This is a genomic window from Flavobacterium sp. (assembly GCF_044339515.1).
Taxonomy (GTDB): Bacteria; Bacteroidota; Bacteroidia; order Flavobacteriales; family Flavobacteriaceae; genus Flavobacterium.
This window is the reverse complement of the sequence record NZ_JBIIVK010000013.1, coordinates 51,687-69,319: the sequence shown is the minus strand read 5'-3', so window position 1 is coordinate 69,319 and position 17,633 is coordinate 51,687. Positions and strand designations below refer to the sequence as shown.

Sequence of the window (17,633 nt, the reverse complement as noted above, 5' to 3'; positions counted from 1 at the left end):
ATTGTAATGGAAAGCCTTGTGAAGGATTGGTGTATTTTTTCTTGGCAAAAAAAAGCGACCAAAGGAAGCTCTTTTTTTGACGTAGAAAAAAACAACAAGACAAACAAGCTTGCAATGGAAAGCGGGATTAGCTTCTGAAAAATGTTATTTTAATATTACCTATATATATTGTGTGGGATTTTGTAATCTTATATATTTGCAGTCCATAAAATTTTAGGCATGATAAAAATTAGTTTACCTGACGGTTCGGTTAAGGAGTTTGAGAAGAATTCGACTCCAATGGATGTTGCGAGAAGTATTAGTGAAGGTTTGGCGAGAAATGTGATTTCTGCGTCGCATAACGGCACTATTGTGGAAACGACGACGGAATTGACCACGGATGGTTCACTTATATTGTATACATGGAATGACAAAGAAGGTAAAAAGGCGTTTTGGCATTCGACTTCACATGTGATGGCTCAGGTTTTGGAGGAGCAATATCCAGGAATTAAGTTAACGCTTGGTCCGGCGATTGATAATGGGTTTTATTATGATGTGGATTTTGGTGATACTAAAATTACGGAATCCGAATTTAAAGCCATTGAAGACCGCGTTTTGGAAATTTCGAGAGAAAAGCACGAATTTAAAATGCGTTCAGTATCAAAAGCCGAGGCTTTGGAAGTTTATAAAAATAATGAATACAAGACGGAATTGATTTCGAATTTAGAAGACGGAACGATTACGTTTTGTGATCACGCCAACTTTTTTGATTTGTGTCGCGGTGGTCACATTCCGAATACGGGATTAATTAAGGCGATGAAAATTATGAGTGTTGCCGGTGCATATTGGCGTGGCGATGAGAAGAACAAGCAACTAACTCGAGTTTATGGTATTTCGTTTCCGAAACAGAAAGATTTAACTGAATATTTGGAATTGTTGGAAGAAGCCAAACGCAGAGACCATAGAAAACTAGGAAAAGAGTTGGATTTATTTGCTTTTTCGCAAAAAGTGGGTCAAGGTTTACCGTTATGGTTACCAAAAGGGGCTGCTTTGCGTGATCGTTTAGAGCAATTTTTGAAGAAAGCTCAGAAAAAAGCGGGTTATGAGCAAGTTGTTACGCCACATATTGGTCAGAAAGAATTGTATGTTACTTCGGGACATTATGCGAAATATGGTGCTGATAGTTTTCAGCCGATTCACACGCCGGCAGAAGGTGAAGAATTTTTGTTGAAGCCTATGAATTGTCCGCATCACTGTGAAATTTACAACACAAGACCATGGAGTTATAAAGATTTGCCAAAACGTTATGCTGAATTTGGAACAGTTTATCGTTATGAGCAAAGTGGTGAATTGCATGGGTTGACAAGAGTTCGCGGGTTTACACAGGATGATGCCCATATTTTTTGTACTCCGGATCAGTTAGACAGCGAGTTTAAAAAAGTAATTGATTTGGTTTTGTATGTTTTCAGTTCGTTAGGATTTGAAAATTTTACGGCTCAGATTTCATTGAGAGATCAAGAAAACCGGGAAAAATATATTGGGAGTGATGAAAATTGGGAGAAAGCAGAAAATGCGATTATCAATGCTGCACGAGACAAAGGTTTGAATACCGTTGTAGAATATGGGGAGGCTGCTTTTTATGGACCAAAACTTGACTTTATGGTGAAAGATGCTTTGGGAAGACAATGGCAATTGGGAACCATTCAAGTGGATTATAACTTACCGGAGCGTTTTGAATTAAGTTACAAAGGAGCTGATAATGAAATGCATCGACCGGTGATGATTCATCGTGCACCATTTGGTTCGATGGAGCGATTTATTGCGATTTTACTCGAACACACGGCAGGAAATTTCCCACTATGGTTAATGCCGGAGCAAGCTATAATCTTGTCTTTGAGCGAGAAATACGAAAATTATGCTGAAAAAGTTTTAACTTTGCTAGAAAATCACGAAATTCGCGGCCTAATTGACAATAGGAACGAAACAATCGGCAAGAAAATTAGGGATGCAGAGGTTAAGAAAATTCCTTTTATGATTATTGTGGGTGATGAAGAGGAGAAAAACGGCACCATTTCTGTGAGAAGACACGGTCAAGAAGGAAAAGGAAATATAACAGTTACAGTGGAGGAATTTGCTCGAATTGTAAACGAAGAAATTAGCAAAACATTAAAACCATTTATAGTTTAACTTAAAAATTAAAAGTCATAGCAATTAGAAACAACAGGGGATATCAACCCAGAGTAGAAAAAAAGGCAGCACATAGAATTAACAATTTAATTCGTGTGCCCGAAGTACGATTGGTAGGTGAAAACATCGAACCGGGCGTTTACAAAATTTCTGAAGCTTTGCGTTTAGCCGAAGAATTTGAGGTGGATTTGGTAGAAATTTCTCCCAATGCTGAGCCACCGGTTTGTAAATTAATGGATTACGGCAAGTTTATCTACGAGCAGAAGAAAAGAGAAAAAATGCTTAAAGCCAAATCGACTCAAATTGTAGTGAAAGAAATTCGTTTTGGTCCGCAAACGGATGAGCATGACTATGAGTTTAAGAAAAAGAATGCTGAAAAGTTCTTAAAAGAAGGAGCTAAATTAAAGGCCTTTGTGTTTTTTAAAGGACGATCAATCATCTATAAAGAGCAAGGTCAGATTCTTTTATTGCGATTAGCTCAGGATTTAGAAGAATTAGGAAAAGTAGAGGCTTTGCCCGTTTTAGAAGGAAAGCGAATGATTATGTATATCGCTCCTAAGAAGAAGAAGTAAGTTGCTGAGTAACTGAGTTTGTGAGTTGCTGAAATTAAACTCAGTCCCTCATAACCTTCGGCCCTCAGAAACTAAAAATAGTAAGTAAGTTGAATCACAAATAAATTTGGGAAATTATGCCTAAAATGAAAACAAAATCCAGTGCAAAGAAGCGATTCAAAGTAACTGGCTCTGGAAAAATCAAGAGAAAGCACGCTTTTAAGAGTCACATTTTGACAAAAAAATCTAAAAAGCGTAAATTAGCTTTAACTCATTCGACGTTGGTTCACCCTACCGATGAGAAAAGCATTAAACAACAATTAAGAATTATATAATTAGTGAATAGTAATTAGTGATTAGTAAATAGTCATTAGTTGTTCAATAATTAATTCTTTAGGTTAAAAATTATTTAATAACCTTGGAGTATGGCCGATAAGTTCCCTTGATTCAATTCGGGACGCCTGCTACAAAAAAACAAGAAAATTATGCCAAGATCAGTAAATTCTGTTGCTAAAAGAGCACGAAGAAAAAAAGTATTAAAGCAAGCCAAAGGTTTCTTTGGAAGACGTAAAAACGTTTGGACGGTTGCAAAAAACGCGGTTGAAAAAGCCATGGTTTATGCGTACCGTGACAGAAGACAAAACAAAAGAAACTTCCGTTCGTTATGGATTATGCGTATTAACGCTGGTGCTCGTTTGGAAGGAATGAGTTATTCTCAATTTATCGGAAAAGTAAAATCTAACGGTATCGAATTGAACCGTAAAGTACTTGCTGATTTAGCAATGAATCATCCGGAAGCTTTCAAAGCAATTGTGAACAAAGTAAAATAAACGTTTTTATCAACCCGATTTTAACTTACTTATATAAAAGAGTTGTCTGAAAAGGCAGCTCTTTTTTTATTATCTTTATGATTATAAATTTAGTTTAAATAAAAAGCATATGATACGTGTTTTAGTAGGTTCTGTTATGGTAATTATTATAATGCTGCTTGTCCCTTCAGTAGAAAAAGCATTATTCTTTTTACCGCTTATTTTTGCATTGTCAGTCAGTTTAGTAAACACAGATAAATTTAAAATAAATAAAGTACTTGGCGTTATTCTTAGCGTTGTACAAAGTTATTTAGTGTTTCTTGGATTAGGAATTGTGCTTTACTTTTTTGACGAGCTGATTCAAAATATTACGAATGGAGATAGTTCAGAGTTAGAAGGCGTTGCATTAATCACTACAGGAGGTTATTTAGCTGCATTGTTACTCTTTTATTTCTACTCCTATCTATTTAAGGAAATTAAATTTAAATTTAGTTTTTGGGTCATTAGCATTTGTAATATCCTTGTAGTCATTGTTATGTTTGTATTTTCGAAAAATGAATACCTACAATTTGGTGTGGAAAAATTTCCGGCCTATTTAATTTCTTGGTGTATTTTTATGAGTTTAGCCTATGGTTTATCATTGAATAAAGAACTTTTTGATAAAAAAATCAGTAGCTTAAAAGATAACTAAAAAAGTTTAACCTAGAAGCACCATACAAAATTCAAACTTAAATTTCATACTCTAAAAATGTTTTTTGGATGTTGTATAATCTTTCTATCTTTGAAAAAATAAAAAATCATGCCGCAAATTACAATTCTTTCACATCAGGAAATTGAGCATAAAATTAAACGAATTGCTTATCAAATCTACGAAACATTTGTGGATGAAGAAGAGATAATAATAGCCGGAATTGCCAAGAACGGTTATGTTTTTGCAGAAAAATTAGCAAACGAATTGAGCAAAATTGCTTCTTTAAAAATTGTCTTGTGTGAAGTTTTTATAGATAAAAACGACCCTTTTCAACCGATAACAACTTCCATCTCAAAAAACGATTATCAAAACAAGGGATTGATTTTGGTTGATGACGTTTTAAATTCGGGTACCACTTTAGTCTATGGCGTAAAACACTTTTTGGATGTCCCTTTAAAAAAATTCAAGACTGCTGTTTTGGTGGACAGAAATCATAAAAAATATCCGGTGAAAGTTGATTTTAAAGGTATTTCACTTTCAACCTCTTTACAAGAACACGTTCAAGTAGTTTTTGAAGAAAATACAAGTTTGGCCTATTTAAGCAACTAAATTTTTTATTTCTTCCACAATCTCATCGATTGATTTAGCATCAGTTGAAACGATGTATTTCGCTTGATGATAATAATAACTTCTGTCAAAAAGGTGTTTTGCAATAAATTCTTTTAACTCCACCTCTTCCATCGCAGCGATGAGCGGTCTTGATGATTTATTATCCAATAAACGTGTATGAAGCTCTTCTACAGAAGTCTTTAAATAGATAGATACTACATCTTCATTTTTTAAAAAAAGATGATTGTTAGCATAACATGGCGTTCCTCCTCCCAGACTCAAAATAAATTCATCATCTGATTCGATTAGACTTTTAAAAACCTGATGTTCCAGTTGTCTAAAATAGAGTTCACCTTTTGTTTTAAAAATTGAATTGACTCCTAAATTTTCTTTTTTTTCAATTAAAGAATCTAAATCTAAATGCATTTTTCGCAAAACACTTGCCAATCTTGAAGCTATAATTGTCTTTCCCGACCCCATGTATCCTACTAAAATAATTTTTTTACACATAATAAATCACTGTATAATAAGGCGTTAAGAAAGAATAATTTAAAAAACCAAATTTAAGACAATTTTGCTTTGAAAAATAAATAATAAGGCCGTATATTTGCACCCGCATTCAAGAAATTGCATTTGACTCGATAGCTCAGTTGGTAGAGCACAACACTTTTAATGTTGGGGTCCTGGGTTCGAGCCCCAGTCGGGTCACAATTTTTTTGAAATTTCTAAATGCTATGACTCGATAGCTCAGTTGGTAGAGCACAACACTTTTAATGTTGGGGTCCTGGGTTCGAGCCCCAGTCGGGTCACAAAAGAGACGTTGCGTGCAACGTCTTTACTTTTTTAGGCCACGTGGAGAAATTGGTAGACTCGCCATCTTGAGGGGGTGGTGCTGCAAGGCGTATGGGTTCGAATCCCATCGTGGTCACTCAAATCTATAAACGTTAAGTTCGCTTAACGTTTTTTTTATTCTCCATTTTTCTTGTTAATTTCTCAATCTGAAAATTTATAATCATTCCATTTGAACTAATTGTAGTTTTTTTCTTTACTAATTGTATAATTTTCAAAAATAAACCATAAAAAAATAGTTCATTAATTAATAATTGCTAATTTTGTTTAACAAATACAGCGAAAGGATGAACAATGTTAAAAATGTATTCAGTATCAAAGACCTTGAAAATTTATCAGGCATCAAAGCACATACGATCAGGATATGGGAAAAACGATACAATGTTTTGGAACCCATGCGAACAGACACCAACATTCGCTTTTATGATTTACCTGCTCTTCAGAAGCTTTTGAATATTACTTTGCTTCATAATCACGGTTATAAAATTTCAAAAATATCAAAATTAAGTCCCGATAAAATTAGTATTCTCGTACGAGAAATTGTGAACGAAAAAAGTGTAAAACATCATGCCATCAATGCTTTTAAATTGGCCATGATGAATTTTGATCAAACATTATTTGTCAATACTTACAATAACTTATTATCAGAAAAGTCATTTAGAGAAATTTTTTATGAAATTTTCATTCCATTAATGAATGAAATTGGTTTGCTGTGGCAATCTGAAACGATTTCTCCTGCACACGAACATTTTATTAGTTACTTAATAAAACAAAAATTGTTGGTAAACACTGAAAAAGTTCAGTCATTAGACCCAACTAAAGAGGATAGGGTTTTTATACTTTTTCTTCCTTCCAATGAAATCCATGAATTGGGATTGATGTACCTTAATTATGAAATAATTTTAAATGGCTACAAAACAATTTATTTGGGAGAGAGTGTTCCTATTGAAAGTTTAAAAGACATTAAAAAATACTTTGATAATGTGACTTATATTTCTTACATGACTGTAGAGCCATCCAAAGATGAAATAAACAATTATTTGAAAGAAATTCATACTGAAATTTTAGAAAGCAGTCAATCTGAATTATGGACAATAGGTCGATTGACTGAATTTATAAAGCAAGATCAACATCCAAACGTAAAAATCTTCAGTTCAATCCAGGAAATGTCAAATAATCTTTAATTTTTCCTTAAATCTTTTTTTTGTTTAACTTTTTATATATATTTGTTAAACAATATGAAAAAAGACATCTTTATAATCGGTTCCGGATTTTCAGCTTTGGCTGCCGCATGCTATTTAGCAAAAGAAGGTAACAATGTTACCGTATTCGAGAAAAATTCAACAATTGGTGGAAGAGCCAGACAACTTAAAAAGGAAGGTTTTACTTTTGACATCGGACCAACTTGGTATTGGATGCCAGATGTTTTTGAACGCTTCTTTGATGATTTTGGCAAAAAGCCTCATGACTATTATGAGTTAATTAAACTTTCCCCTGCCTATCAAGTATATTTTGGTATCCGTGATTTTGTGACCATTGCCGATAATTTAAATGACATTGTCAAAACCTTTGAAAGTATTGAAAAAGGAAGTGGAGCCGTTTTAGAAAAATTTATGGACGAAGCCAAAAGCAATTATGACATCGCCATTAAAAATTTGGTATACAGACCCGGTGTTTCTCCTCTTGAATTGATTACAACTGAAACAGCTTTAAAAGTGGGTCAATTTTTTTCAAATATCAGTAAAGAAGTTCGCAAACGCTTTAAAAATCAAAAGTTAGTACAAATATTAGAATTCCCAGTTCTGTTTTTGGGAGCAAAACCACAAGATACCCCAGCATTTTATAGTTTTATGAATTTTGCTGATTTCGGAATGGGAACATGGCATCCAAAGAACGGAATGTACAGCGTAATTTTAGCCATGGAATCGTTGGCAAAAGAATTAGGAGTTAAAATTCAAACGAATGCCAATGTGGAGAAAATAATAGTAAAACAAAAAAAAGCAGTTGGCATCAAGGTGAATGGGCAAGAACAATTTTGTAATGTTGTATTGAGTGGTGCAGACTATCATCATTCAGAAAGTCTATTAGATCGAGAACATAGAGCATATTCTGAATCCTATTGGGATAAGAAAACATTTGCACCTTCTTCCCTACTTTTTTATGTAGGTTTTGATAAAAAAATTGAAAATGTAGAGCATCACACTTTATTTTTTGATGTATCTTTTGACAAACATGCTGAAGCAATTTATGACAAGCCATCATGGCCTGACGAACCGCTTTTTTATGCTAGTTTTCCCTCTAAAACAGACGATTCTGCCGCTCCTGATGGTAAAGAAGCAGGTATATTTTTAATACCACTTGCACCTGGAATTAATGATACGGAAGAAATTAGAGAAAAATATTTTAACATTATTATGAATCGTTTTGAGAAGCTAACTGAACAAAATGTAAAAAATAATATTATCTTTAAAGAATCTTTTTGTGTAAATGATTTTATTAAAGATTATAATTCATACAAAGGTAATGCTTATGGAATGGCCAATACGTTACTTCAAACGGCATTTTTGAGACCAAAATTGAAAAGTAAAAAAGTTGAAAATTTATTCTTTACGGGCCAACTTACCGTTCCTGGCCCTGGAGTTCCACCTTCTTTAATTTCAGGAAAACTGGTTTCTGAATTGATTAAAAAAAATGCAATTAAACGTTAAAAATTACTGCTATGAAATCTATTTTTGACACCATCTCTTATGAATGCAGTAGAAATGTAACGAAGACTTATAGCACTTCGTTTTCTTCAGCAGTAAAAATGTTGGCACCCTCTATCCGTCAGGATATTTATAATATTTACGGTTTTGTACGATTTGCAGATGAAATTGTAGATTCTTTTCATGATTATAACAAAGAAACTTTATTTACTTTATTTGAAAGTGATTTAGAAAATGCTCTTCATCATAAAATTAGTTTAAATCCGATTTTAAATTCTTTTCAACACACTGTCAATCGGTTTGAAATTCCAAAAGAATTAATCGATGCATTTATGAAAAGTATGAAATTAGATTTACATAAATCAGAATATAAAACCGCAGAAGAATACCATGATTACATCTATGGTTCCGCTGATGTGGTTGGATTAATGTGCTTGAAAGTATTTGTAAATGGCAATCAAAATAAATATGATGAACTGAAAGAAAGTGCCATGCGATTAGGTTCTGCCTTTCAAAAAGTAAATTTTTTGAGGGATTTAAAAGCGGATTATGAAGAATTAAACCGAACGTATTTCCCCAATACTGATTTAAATCAACTCGATGAGATTTCGAAACAAACTATTATCGCAGAAATTGAAGCTGATTTTGAAGCAGGATTTGAAGGAATACGTAAACTGCCGATTGAAGCAAAGTTTGGTGTTTATACTGCTTATGTTTACTATAAAAAATTGCTTTCAAAACTAAAAAAAACACCCTCATTAGCAATAAAAAACACACGTATTAGAGTTCCTGACTATCAAAAAGTGGGATTATTGGCAAAATGCTACATTAATTATCGATTTAAAACCATATAATATGAGTACTTGGGTTCACATTTTAGTTTTCTTTATAACTTTTTCCATGATGGAATTCATGGCTTGGTTTACACATAAATATATTATGCATGGCTTTTTATGGAATTTGCATGCCGATCATCATAAAAAAGACCATGATTCGTGGTTTGAGCGAAATGATGCATTTTTCATTTTCTATGCCATAGTGAGTATTAGTTTCTTTTTACTTTGGAAGTACAATATTTTGGAAATTGGATTAGCCATCGGAATTGGAATTTTTGCTTACGGATTAGCTTATTTTTTTGTGCATGATATTTTTATTCACCAACGTTTTAAGTTATTTAGAAATGCGGATAATATTTATGCTAAAGCTGTGCGAAGAGCACATAAAATGCATCATAAACACATTGGTAAAGAACATGGTGAATGCTTTGGAATGTTGGTTGTACCATGGAAATATTTCAAAAAATAAAATAGTGTATTGAAAATACCTCAATTCCAAAAAATTAAAAAAACGATAGTCTTTTGAAAAATAATTTGGCATAAACTATTATTTTTCCCTTACTTAGCAAAAACAATTTTTATGCATTTCAAAACTATCCTTTTTCTCTTTTTATTGGGAAATTTGTCTGTTTGGAGTCAAAAAAACATTGACCCTACTCCTTCTGATATCGAACTTGCCAAAACTATTCGTGGAAAATACAGTAAGCAAGATGTTGCCATTTTAGAAAGTACTGAAATTATTAATTTTGGCTTTAATAAATCAACGTCAAATGTAACAGTAGATTTAGCGGTTAATGAAATTCTTATGAATATTAACCATCGTGCAGATATCTACAAATATGAGTTCTATGATAGTTCGTCAAAAATTGAAACGTTTTTGTTGAAGTATCGAAATGAAAAAACAGCTTCTTTACCCATTAGAGATGAATTTTACAAGGATAAAGACTTGTTTTACAATGATGCTCGGGTAAAACATGTTCAAATTGATTTTCCGGTTCAAGGATATACTTATAATTATGCAATGAACAAGAAATTTGAAGATGTAAAATATTTTACCTCGTTGCATTTTAATGATGAATTCCCGGTTATTGATAAAAAAATTGAAATTATAGTTCCGGATTGGTTAGAAGTTGAATTAAAAGAAATGAACTTTAATGGACATACTATCATTAAAAGTCAAACTAAGGATGCTAAAAATAAATCAACAATTTATTTATATCACTACAAAGACATTCCCGCTGTTTTTAATGAAGAAAGCAGTCCCGGAAGATCCTATCTCTATCCGCATATTTTGGTTTTAGCAAAATCATATGATTATAGTGGTAAAAAAGGAATCCTCTTTAAAACTACTGCTGATTTATATGGATGGTATAAATCCCTTGTTGATCAAATGAAAGACGACACTGAGCAATTAAAAAGCAAAGTGAATGAACTTACTGCAAAAGCAACTTCAGATGAAGAAAAAATAAAAAACATCTATTATTGGGTACAAGATAACATTCGTTACATTGCTTTTGAAGATGGCATTGCCGGATTTAAACCTGATGATTCACATCAGGTTTTTACAAAACGCTATGGTGATTGTAAAGGTATGGCTAACCTCACTAAACAAATGCTTAAAATAGCAGGCTTTGATGCTCGATTAACGTGGATTGGCACAAAACACATTGCTTATAATTACTCTATTCCTTCCTTGGTAGTTGACAATCATATGATTTGTACTGTTTTTCAGAATGGGAAGAAAATTTATTTGGATGGAACTGAAAAATTTAGTTCGTTAGGAAATTACGCAGAGCGAATTCAGAACAAGGAAGTGATGATTGAAAACGGAAATGAATTCATTATTGATAAAATTCCAACAAGTTCCGCCGAATCAAATAAAGAAACATTCCGAGCAAAATTAGTTATTGAAAAAGACAAATTGATAGGAACCTGCAGCCGAACGTACTCCGGCGAAAGCAGAAGTCAATTTTTAAACATTTACAACAGTTTTGAAAGTGATAAAAAAGCGGAAGCTCTCCAATATTATCTGGCTAAAAGTGACAAAAACAATAAAGTAAAAGACATTAAACCGAGTGATTTAAAGAACAGAGACGCAAAACTCGCTATTGATTATGCATTCGAATCTTCGAATAGAATAAGTGAATTTGATAACGAAATTTACTTAAACTTTGAATTTATGAATGAATATAAAAATTTTACATTTAAAGAACGTGAAACCGATTATGAATTAGACTATAAAACTTTATATGATTCTGAAATAATCATCACACTTCCTGACGGCTATAAAGTGGATAAATTGCCGGAAAATTTGAGTGAGAAAAATGAAGATTACGATATTCAAGCTACTTTCTCACTCAAAGGTAAAGATCTTGTTTACCGAAAAGTTTTTACTTTTAAAAATGCCATCATCCGAAAAAGCCAACAAGAATTATGGAATGCAGCCAATAAAAAACTTACCGAACTTTATAATTCATCCATTACTTTATCAAAATCATAGTTAAATGAAAAAAATTTTACTCCTCTTTCTTTTTGTAACTGCTTCATTATCTGCTCAAGAAGATTTAAAAATTCGTGATTTCTTTTGGGGAAAAGACGATCCGCATGCTAAAACAATGACTATACCGGATAAATGGAAAAATGAGTCAGCGGTGATGATATATAAATATGAATTTCACGATTATCATAAATTTGGCACCAATGTAAACTATACATCTGCCCTGCGAAGTAGAGTAAAATTACTCGATGATGCCGCTGTAAAAGAATTTTCAGAATTTACATTCAAAGAACGATTTTCTTCAGATAAAGGTTGGAGCAGACGAGCTGGAAAAAATACATTAGGCATAAAAGTAATTAAACCGGATGGCAAAGAAACCATTATCAATGTAAGCAAGGAAGCGGTTGATGCTGACAAAGAGAAAAAAATAGCCATTCCTAATTTAGAAATAGGTGATATTATTGATTATTATTTACACTCCGAAGAACCGTTTAAATCACAATTAGAAACGGGTTTTGATCCGGTGGAAAGAACCTTGGGTGACGTTTATCCAATTATGGACTATAAACTTATTTTTCAAACTGAAAACGATTTCTTTTTGAATTTTGCAACTTATAACGGAGCACCGGAACTCAAAGAAATTCCGAGCAACAAGAGTGGCGAACGTCATTATGAATTTGTAGCCAAAGACATTGAAAAAAATGAATTTCCAAGATGGTTTTATCCATTGATTGAATTACCGTGTTACAAATTTCAAGTGTTTTTTGCACGATCAGGAAAATTTGAAAAGCGAGCAGAAGCCTTTCTTTCTGAAAAGGAAAGTATAGTAAAATCAACCGTTTCTAAAGAAGATGTTTTTAATTATTATAACACAAAATTTAAACCTCAAGGAAATACAAAGGAAATCGAAAAGTTTTTAAAAGGCAAAACATTTAGTTCTGATGAAGAAAAAATAAGAGAAGTATATTATTTTTCTAGACATCAATATTATACACTTTTTATAGAAGCTATTGTAGGAGAAGATGCAAAAATACTTCAAAATACACTTACTCATTTATATAGCAATTATACTTTTTTTAGAAATGAAGAGGTATTCATAAACTTTTTTATGGCTTTTTTAAAAGATAATAATATTTCCTATGATATTGTCATTGGCACACCGAGGTATAATGGTCCTATTACAGATATGCTAATACAGCAAAATGTAAAGTTATTACTTCGTGTGAATACACCAAACCCTATCTATTTAGAGTATTTTTCACCTTACACTTCTGCTGATCAATTTGATTATAGCTTAGAAGATACTGATGCCTATCTACTACAAATTTCAAAAAACAAAAAGGTAGTTGACTCAGAATTAATAAGACTTCCTAAATCAACTAAAAGTGATAATATTTCTAAAAACATTACTAAAGTAAAATTTAACGAAGACTTAAATAGTTTTAAAATCGAAAGAGAAAACAGTTTATCCGGACATTACAAAAAAAGTGAACAGATGGATAAACTATATTTCTTTGATTATGTGTATGAAGATTATGGAAAATACGGAACTTTATCGGTAATTGAAAGGTTTAAAAATAAAAAATATGAAGCAAAACTTCAAAAAGAATTTGATGCTTTTATTGCTAAATTAAAGGAATCGCAAAAGGAAAGATTTACCAATTCAGTAAAAGATGAGCTGGGACATGATATTGATGATTATAGCTTATCCATCGAAAACACAGGAAGATTCGGCAGTAAAGAACCATTGGCTTACAAAGAATCGTTCACCATCAAAGACCATTACATCAAAAAAGCAGGTAATAATATAATTGTCGAACTAGGAAAATTTTTAACCTCCCAGATAGAACTTTCAGAAAAAGAAAAAAAGAGACCTAATAACATTCACATGAGTTTCCCCAGACAAATTGAACACGAAATTCAATTCGAAATTCCGCAAGGTTACACCGCAACCGGTTTGGAAAAATTTAATAAAAATGCTGAAAATGAGACTGGTGGATTTATAAGTACAGTAACCCAGAATGGTAATTTGATTACAATTAAAACCACAAAATCTTATAACAATTATTATGAACCAAACAGTAATTGGAACAAAATGATTGACTTTTTAGAAGATGCCTTTCAGTTTACACAAGAAAAAATTCTGTTGAAAAAGAATTAGTGTAAACCATTTTTAAAAAAGAAACCCTATAAAAGTTTTTATAGGGTTTTTTATTTTGTTTTAAAATACGCGTACCAAATTAAATCCAAAGGCAATTTCTCCATCGCTCCAGTCTCCAGTGGTTTGTCCTAAAAAACCACTTTCATGCATTGCCCGTGCATTGGTAAAATGCATTTGAAAAACGTGTCCACCGGTCTCTAAATCAACTCCTATTGAAAGAGGATTTCTATAAATTGATCGAGAGGTACGATTCAAATGAGCTGCATAATCTACATTTACAGACCATCTACTAGTAAGTTTGTAACGTCCTCCCACTCCTATTGCAAACTGACTGTTGTCTTGTGGATTTGGTAAAATAGCCTGATTTTCATCGTCTAAAATATCACGTAAGGTATTTTCATGAAAGAAAGATGGTGCTATTTGTAAAGACAATTTCTCCGAAAATTTTCTTGAAATTAAAAGTTGAGTTACATAACTTAACCTGTTTTCAAAAGTCAAATTTGGATAATCTTTCTCTTTTAATTCTGTATTAACCGCAATACTATTAAAACCTACGATTGTAAATGGAAAACCATCCTTTATCTGACTTTTTAATTTATATTTTACGGCCAAATCATATGTTTCTTGAAATCCACTTCGAGCAACATGAACAGTTAGCCATTCATTTACACCATATAAAAACTTAAGTTGTGTGTTGGCATTGTCCAGACCAAAAAAATCATCAAAACCATTTTTAAAATAGTCAAAACGATGAGCTACTACAAAATAAAAATCACCTTTAGAAGCTAATTTGGTTGATTCTAAATTAATGATTTTTAAAGACTTAAAAGCTGACTCTACTTTTATGTTTGATTCAACACTATCAATATCACTTAACAAATCATCTTGAGCTAAAAGTGAACATGGTAAAAAAAGGAGGAAGAGAAGTTTTTTCATAATAAAAAATAGTAGCGGTTTAGACTACTATTTACGTTGTTTAGTTAATAATAGTTTTAATTCACAATTACCTTTTTCCATGATTTTTGAGAATCATTTACCAATTCTACTAAATAGATACCCGTTTGCAAACCTGTTATGTTAAAGTCAACATTTTCAGCATTATTTTCTACTTCGATTGATTTTACAAAAACGCCGGTTTGAGTATAAATATTAACCTTATTCAAAAAGGTTTTGGTTTGAATAGTAAAATCTCCTTTTGATGGATTAGGAAACACTTTTGAAGCATTTAATGAAAAATCTTCTACTCCTAGTGTTGTAAAGGGAACATTTACAGCATATCCTGCACTTGCACTTCCTCCGTGCGAACCAAGATTCATTGTCGCACTAGAAGCTCTAACCCCTCCGAAGCTAATTGAATTGGTTGTAGCATATGGAAATTGAAAGTCATTTGTATCAGAGTTAGTTAATGCTCGAGTTAAAATTAAAGTCCGTACATTTCCACTTACGGTATTAGACACGGTTGTCCAGCTTTGCATGGCATCTTGTGCAGGAGCCTGTGTACCGATAAAATTTCTATCTGTTAAATTTGGGGTTGTGGCCGTCGTAAAAACAACAACATCGCCATTATCCATACCAAAACCGGACACAATTCCAATACCTAATCCAAACCATCTGTCAGATGGTCCTGTTAGTACTAAAGTAACTTGAGAAGTTGTATTATTTAAAGTAAAATTAGCAGTAATAGGCACATTATTACTAAGCGAAATTGTTCCGGTGCTTTTCTGCTGTGCAAATACAGCAATGCTAAAAATAGTTGTAAAAAATAAAGTAATTTTTTTCATAGTATTTATTTATTTTAAGAGGTTAATAATTTCTTCACTACCTGAAAAAACAGCGTATTCAAAAGCGGTTTTTCCTTTGTTATCAATTTTTGTTTTATCTGCATTATGCTTTAATAATGCTTTTATTAATTCACTATTTTTAAATTGCGTTGCATATATCAAAGCTGTTGTTCCATTCGCATCAGTTAGGTCAGGATTACATCCTTTTTCTAACAGTAACTTTGCTATTTGAACATTACCTTTCACCGCACATGCCATTAATGCAGTACCCATTTCACTCATAGCATCAATGTCTTTTACCTTATGAACTAAAAACGCTGCCAACTCATTGTTTCCTCTATAACAGGCTAAGATGAGCGGAGTATAACCATTTTCATTTTGCTCATTAATACAATTTGGTTTTCTTTCCATTAATTCTTTTAACTCAGCCAGAGAACCATTACGAGATATCGCAAAAACATCTTTTTGAGCCATACCGCTCACAAAAAATAGAAGAAAAACAACAACAAAAACTTTCTGTAACATATTCTACTTAATTAACAATGATACATTGATCCATTTTTAACTCTTCCAATAAATCATCAAATCCAACAAATCTTCCTTTAATTTTAACTGTTTGTTGAATAGTTAAATCTTTCGAAATCGTTTCTGTCATTTTCAAAAAAACTTTATTATCCAAAACAATAGCATTATTTTCTAAATCCAAAGAAGTTATTTTACCGTAAATTTCTATAGTTTTATCTGCATATTTTTTGATATTTGTTTCAGAATCATTCATGAAATCTTGATGCAATTGAATGGCTGATATAGAAAAAGCAACTGATTCTGTAGTTATATTACGATGACTTTTATAAACATAAAAATACAAGAAAGCGGATACTGATAATGTACCCAAAAAGAAAATAATAACAATTTTTTTTGTAGTTGAAGATTTCATAGCAGAGCAAATTTATTTATTTTTTTTAAAATTTAACTAATATTATGAATTTTATTTATTTTTGATAAAAAAACATGAAAAATAAAGCAATTAAAATCACTGGTTTCGCATTTACTGTTTTTGTTTTGAATAGTTGCACTACTGATAGTTTATCAGATTTGACAATTGTTCAAGAAATTGAATCGGTTAATTATACCCAGAATATCAAATCAATAATCGATAACAATTGTATCAGTTGTCATGCGGCCACTCCGGTTAATGGAGCACCTAATTCATTAACAACTTACGAAAATGTAAAAGAAGCGGTTTTAAATGGTGGTCTGATTGAACGAATCTCAATTGCGGAAGGAAGTCCCGGAGCAATGCCAGAGGGAGGCCCAAGACTTCCTCAAAACGACATAAACGCAATTATACAATGGAAAGCAGAAGGTTTACTTGAATAAATACAAAAGCTATGAAAAAGATATACTTACTACTATTTTTATCCTTTGGATACACACAAGCACAGGAAAAACTGATAACCAAATCAGGAAAAATTACATTTGAAGCTTCAGTTCCTTCCTTTGAGGAGGTAAAAGCAACTAACGAGAGCTCTTCGTGTGTTTTAAATACAACTACGGGAGAGATTGCCTCTTTGGCACTAATGAAAGGTTTTCGATTTAAAATTGCCTTGATGGAGGAACATTTTAATGAAAACTATGTGGAGAGCGACAAATATCCAAAAGCCACATTTAAAGGTGTAATTGAGAAATTCAATCTTACCGTTTTAGATAAAAATGGAAAAGACTTTATTATTAAAGGAAAATTAGAACTTCATGGTAAATCTAAAGACATAAGTATTCCTGCCAAAATTAAAAAAACAGATAAAGGAATTGAAATTGTATCCGATTTTTCGGTGAATGCTGATGATTTCGCGATTGAAATTCCTAGTGTTGTGAGTAAAAAAGTGTCTAAAAAAGTGAATATAAAATTAGAGTTTATTCTAAAATAAAAATTCCCGATTTATATAAATCGGGAATTCAATTTATAAATCTATAACTA

At 32.1% G+C, this 17,633-nt stretch carries 19 protein-coding genes and 3 tRNA genes; 17 read left to right on the top strand and 5 right to left on the bottom strand.

The genetic code is table 11. From position 1 onward, the window contains the following. Positions 1–219 precede the first annotated feature (219 nt). From thrS to ACIQ0M_RS05495, 6 genes are all read left to right on the top strand, one after another. On the top strand, positions 220–2,166 hold the full coding sequence (gene thrS / locus ACIQ0M_RS05520) for a threonine--tRNA ligase (RefSeq protein ID WP_396150541.1): 1,947 nt from the start codon (positions 220–222) through the stop codon (positions 2,164–2,166). Positions 2,167–2,189: 23 nt separating this feature from the next. Beyond that, positions 2,190–2,738 carry a translation initiation factor IF-3 gene (infC, locus tag ACIQ0M_RS05515; protein ID WP_396150544.1) on the top strand — a complete coding sequence of 183 codons (549 nt, stop codon included), beginning with the start codon at positions 2,190–2,192 and terminating at the stop codon, positions 2,736–2,738. Positions 2,739–2,854: 116 nt separating this feature from the next. Then, positions 2,855–3,052, top strand: coding sequence for a 50S ribosomal protein L35 (gene rpmI, locus ACIQ0M_RS05510; RefSeq protein WP_035678477.1), 198 nt, complete (start codon positions 2,855–2,857; stop codon positions 3,050–3,052). A 150-nt stretch (positions 3,053–3,202) separates the two neighbouring features. After that, positions 3,203–3,547, top strand: a complete 345-nt coding sequence (gene rplT, locus ACIQ0M_RS05505; RefSeq protein ID WP_129465421.1) for a 50S ribosomal protein L20 — start codon at positions 3,203–3,205, stop codon at positions 3,545–3,547. A gap of 109 nt (positions 3,548–3,656) precedes the next feature. Next, on the top strand, positions 3,657–4,217 hold the full coding sequence (locus tag ACIQ0M_RS05500) for a hypothetical protein (RefSeq protein WP_396150538.1): 561 nt from the start codon (positions 3,657–3,659) through the stop codon (positions 4,215–4,217). Between the two features lie 108 nt (positions 4,218–4,325). Beyond that, positions 4,326–4,826 carry a phosphoribosyltransferase domain-containing protein gene (locus ACIQ0M_RS05495; protein WP_396150536.1) on the top strand — a complete coding sequence of 167 codons (501 nt, stop codon included), beginning with the start codon at positions 4,326–4,328 and terminating at the stop codon, positions 4,824–4,826. Here the strand turns inward: ACIQ0M_RS05495 and ACIQ0M_RS05490 are convergent. After that, a complete protein-coding gene (locus ACIQ0M_RS05490) occupies positions 4,815–5,336 on the bottom strand; it encodes a shikimate kinase (protein ID WP_396150534.1) in 522 nt (173 codons plus the stop codon). The genes ACIQ0M_RS05495 and ACIQ0M_RS05490 overlap by 12 nt on opposite strands. Before the next feature lie 125 nt (positions 5,337–5,461). Between ACIQ0M_RS05490 and ACIQ0M_RS05485 the strand changes: the two genes are divergently transcribed. The 9 genes from ACIQ0M_RS05485 (at position 5,462) to ACIQ0M_RS05445 (ending at position 13,874) form a co-directional block, all read left to right on the top strand. Then, positions 5,462–5,534: transfer RNA gene (locus tag ACIQ0M_RS05485), tRNA-Lys, on the top strand. 28 nt (positions 5,535–5,562) lie between these two features. Next, a tRNA-Lys gene (locus ACIQ0M_RS05480) sits at positions 5,563–5,635 on the top strand. A gap of 37 nt (positions 5,636–5,672) precedes the next feature. Further along, a tRNA-Leu gene (locus tag ACIQ0M_RS05475) sits at positions 5,673–5,754 on the top strand. A gap of 208 nt (positions 5,755–5,962) precedes the next feature. Then, entirely contained in the window at positions 5,963–6,859 is an 897-nt protein-coding gene (locus ACIQ0M_RS05470) for a MerR family transcriptional regulator (RefSeq protein WP_396150532.1), read from the top strand. Positions 6,860–6,913: 54 nt separating this feature from the next. Further along, entirely contained in the window at positions 6,914–8,383 is a 1,470-nt protein-coding gene (locus tag ACIQ0M_RS05465) for a phytoene desaturase family protein (RefSeq protein WP_396150530.1), read from the top strand. A gap of 11 nt (positions 8,384–8,394) precedes the next feature. Beyond that, positions 8,395–9,234 carry a phytoene/squalene synthase family protein gene (locus ACIQ0M_RS05460; protein ID WP_396150528.1) on the top strand — a complete coding sequence of 280 codons (840 nt, stop codon included), beginning with the start codon at positions 8,395–8,397 and terminating at the stop codon, positions 9,232–9,234. Between the two features lies 1 nt (position 9,235). Further along, a complete protein-coding gene (locus ACIQ0M_RS05455) occupies positions 9,236–9,685 on the top strand; it encodes a beta-carotene hydroxylase (RefSeq protein WP_396150527.1) in 450 nt (149 codons plus the stop codon). Between the two features lie 111 nt (positions 9,686–9,796). Further along, entirely contained in the window at positions 9,797–11,716 is a 1,920-nt protein-coding gene (locus ACIQ0M_RS05450) for a transglutaminase family protein (RefSeq protein ID WP_396150525.1), read from the top strand. 4 nt (positions 11,717–11,720) lie between these two features. Beyond that, the gene (locus tag ACIQ0M_RS05445) at positions 11,721–13,874 is read left to right on the top strand and encodes a DUF3857 domain-containing protein (protein WP_396150523.1); all 2,154 of its coding nucleotides are present in this window, start codon (positions 11,721–11,723) and stop codon (positions 13,872–13,874) included. Between the two features lie 60 nt (positions 13,875–13,934). Here the strand turns inward: ACIQ0M_RS05445 and ACIQ0M_RS05440 are convergent, their stop codons facing one another. From ACIQ0M_RS05440 to ACIQ0M_RS05425, 4 genes are read right to left on the bottom strand one after another with little or no spacing between them, the layout of a single operon-like run. After that, positions 13,935–14,810, bottom strand: coding sequence for a DUF5777 family beta-barrel protein (locus tag ACIQ0M_RS05440; protein ID WP_396150521.1), 876 nt, complete (start codon positions 14,808–14,810; stop codon positions 13,935–13,937). 56 nt (positions 14,811–14,866) lie between these two features. Continuing rightward, on the bottom strand, positions 14,867–15,655 hold the full coding sequence (locus ACIQ0M_RS05435) for a T9SS type A sorting domain-containing protein (protein WP_396150519.1): 789 nt from the start codon (positions 15,653–15,655) through the stop codon (positions 14,867–14,869). 9 nt (positions 15,656–15,664) lie between these two features. Next, positions 15,665–16,180, bottom strand: coding sequence for an ankyrin repeat domain-containing protein (locus ACIQ0M_RS05430; protein WP_396150517.1), 516 nt, complete (start codon positions 16,178–16,180; stop codon positions 15,665–15,667). Between the two features lie 7 nt (positions 16,181–16,187). Then, positions 16,188–16,592 carry a hypothetical protein gene (locus tag ACIQ0M_RS05425; RefSeq protein WP_396150515.1) on the bottom strand — a complete coding sequence of 135 codons (405 nt, stop codon included), beginning with the start codon at positions 16,590–16,592 and terminating at the stop codon, positions 16,188–16,190. Positions 16,593–16,666: 74 nt separating this feature from the next. On the opposite strand from ACIQ0M_RS05425, the gene ACIQ0M_RS05420 reads away from it, so the two are divergent. Continuing rightward, complete coding sequence (locus tag ACIQ0M_RS05420) at positions 16,667–17,035, top strand: c-type cytochrome (protein WP_396150513.1); 369 nt, start codon at positions 16,667–16,669, stop codon at positions 17,033–17,035. A gap of 11 nt (positions 17,036–17,046) precedes the next feature. Continuing rightward, complete coding sequence (locus ACIQ0M_RS05415; protein WP_396150511.1) at positions 17,047–17,583, top strand: YceI family protein; 537 nt, start codon at positions 17,047–17,049, stop codon at positions 17,581–17,583. Positions 17,584–17,633: the final 50 nt, after the last annotated feature.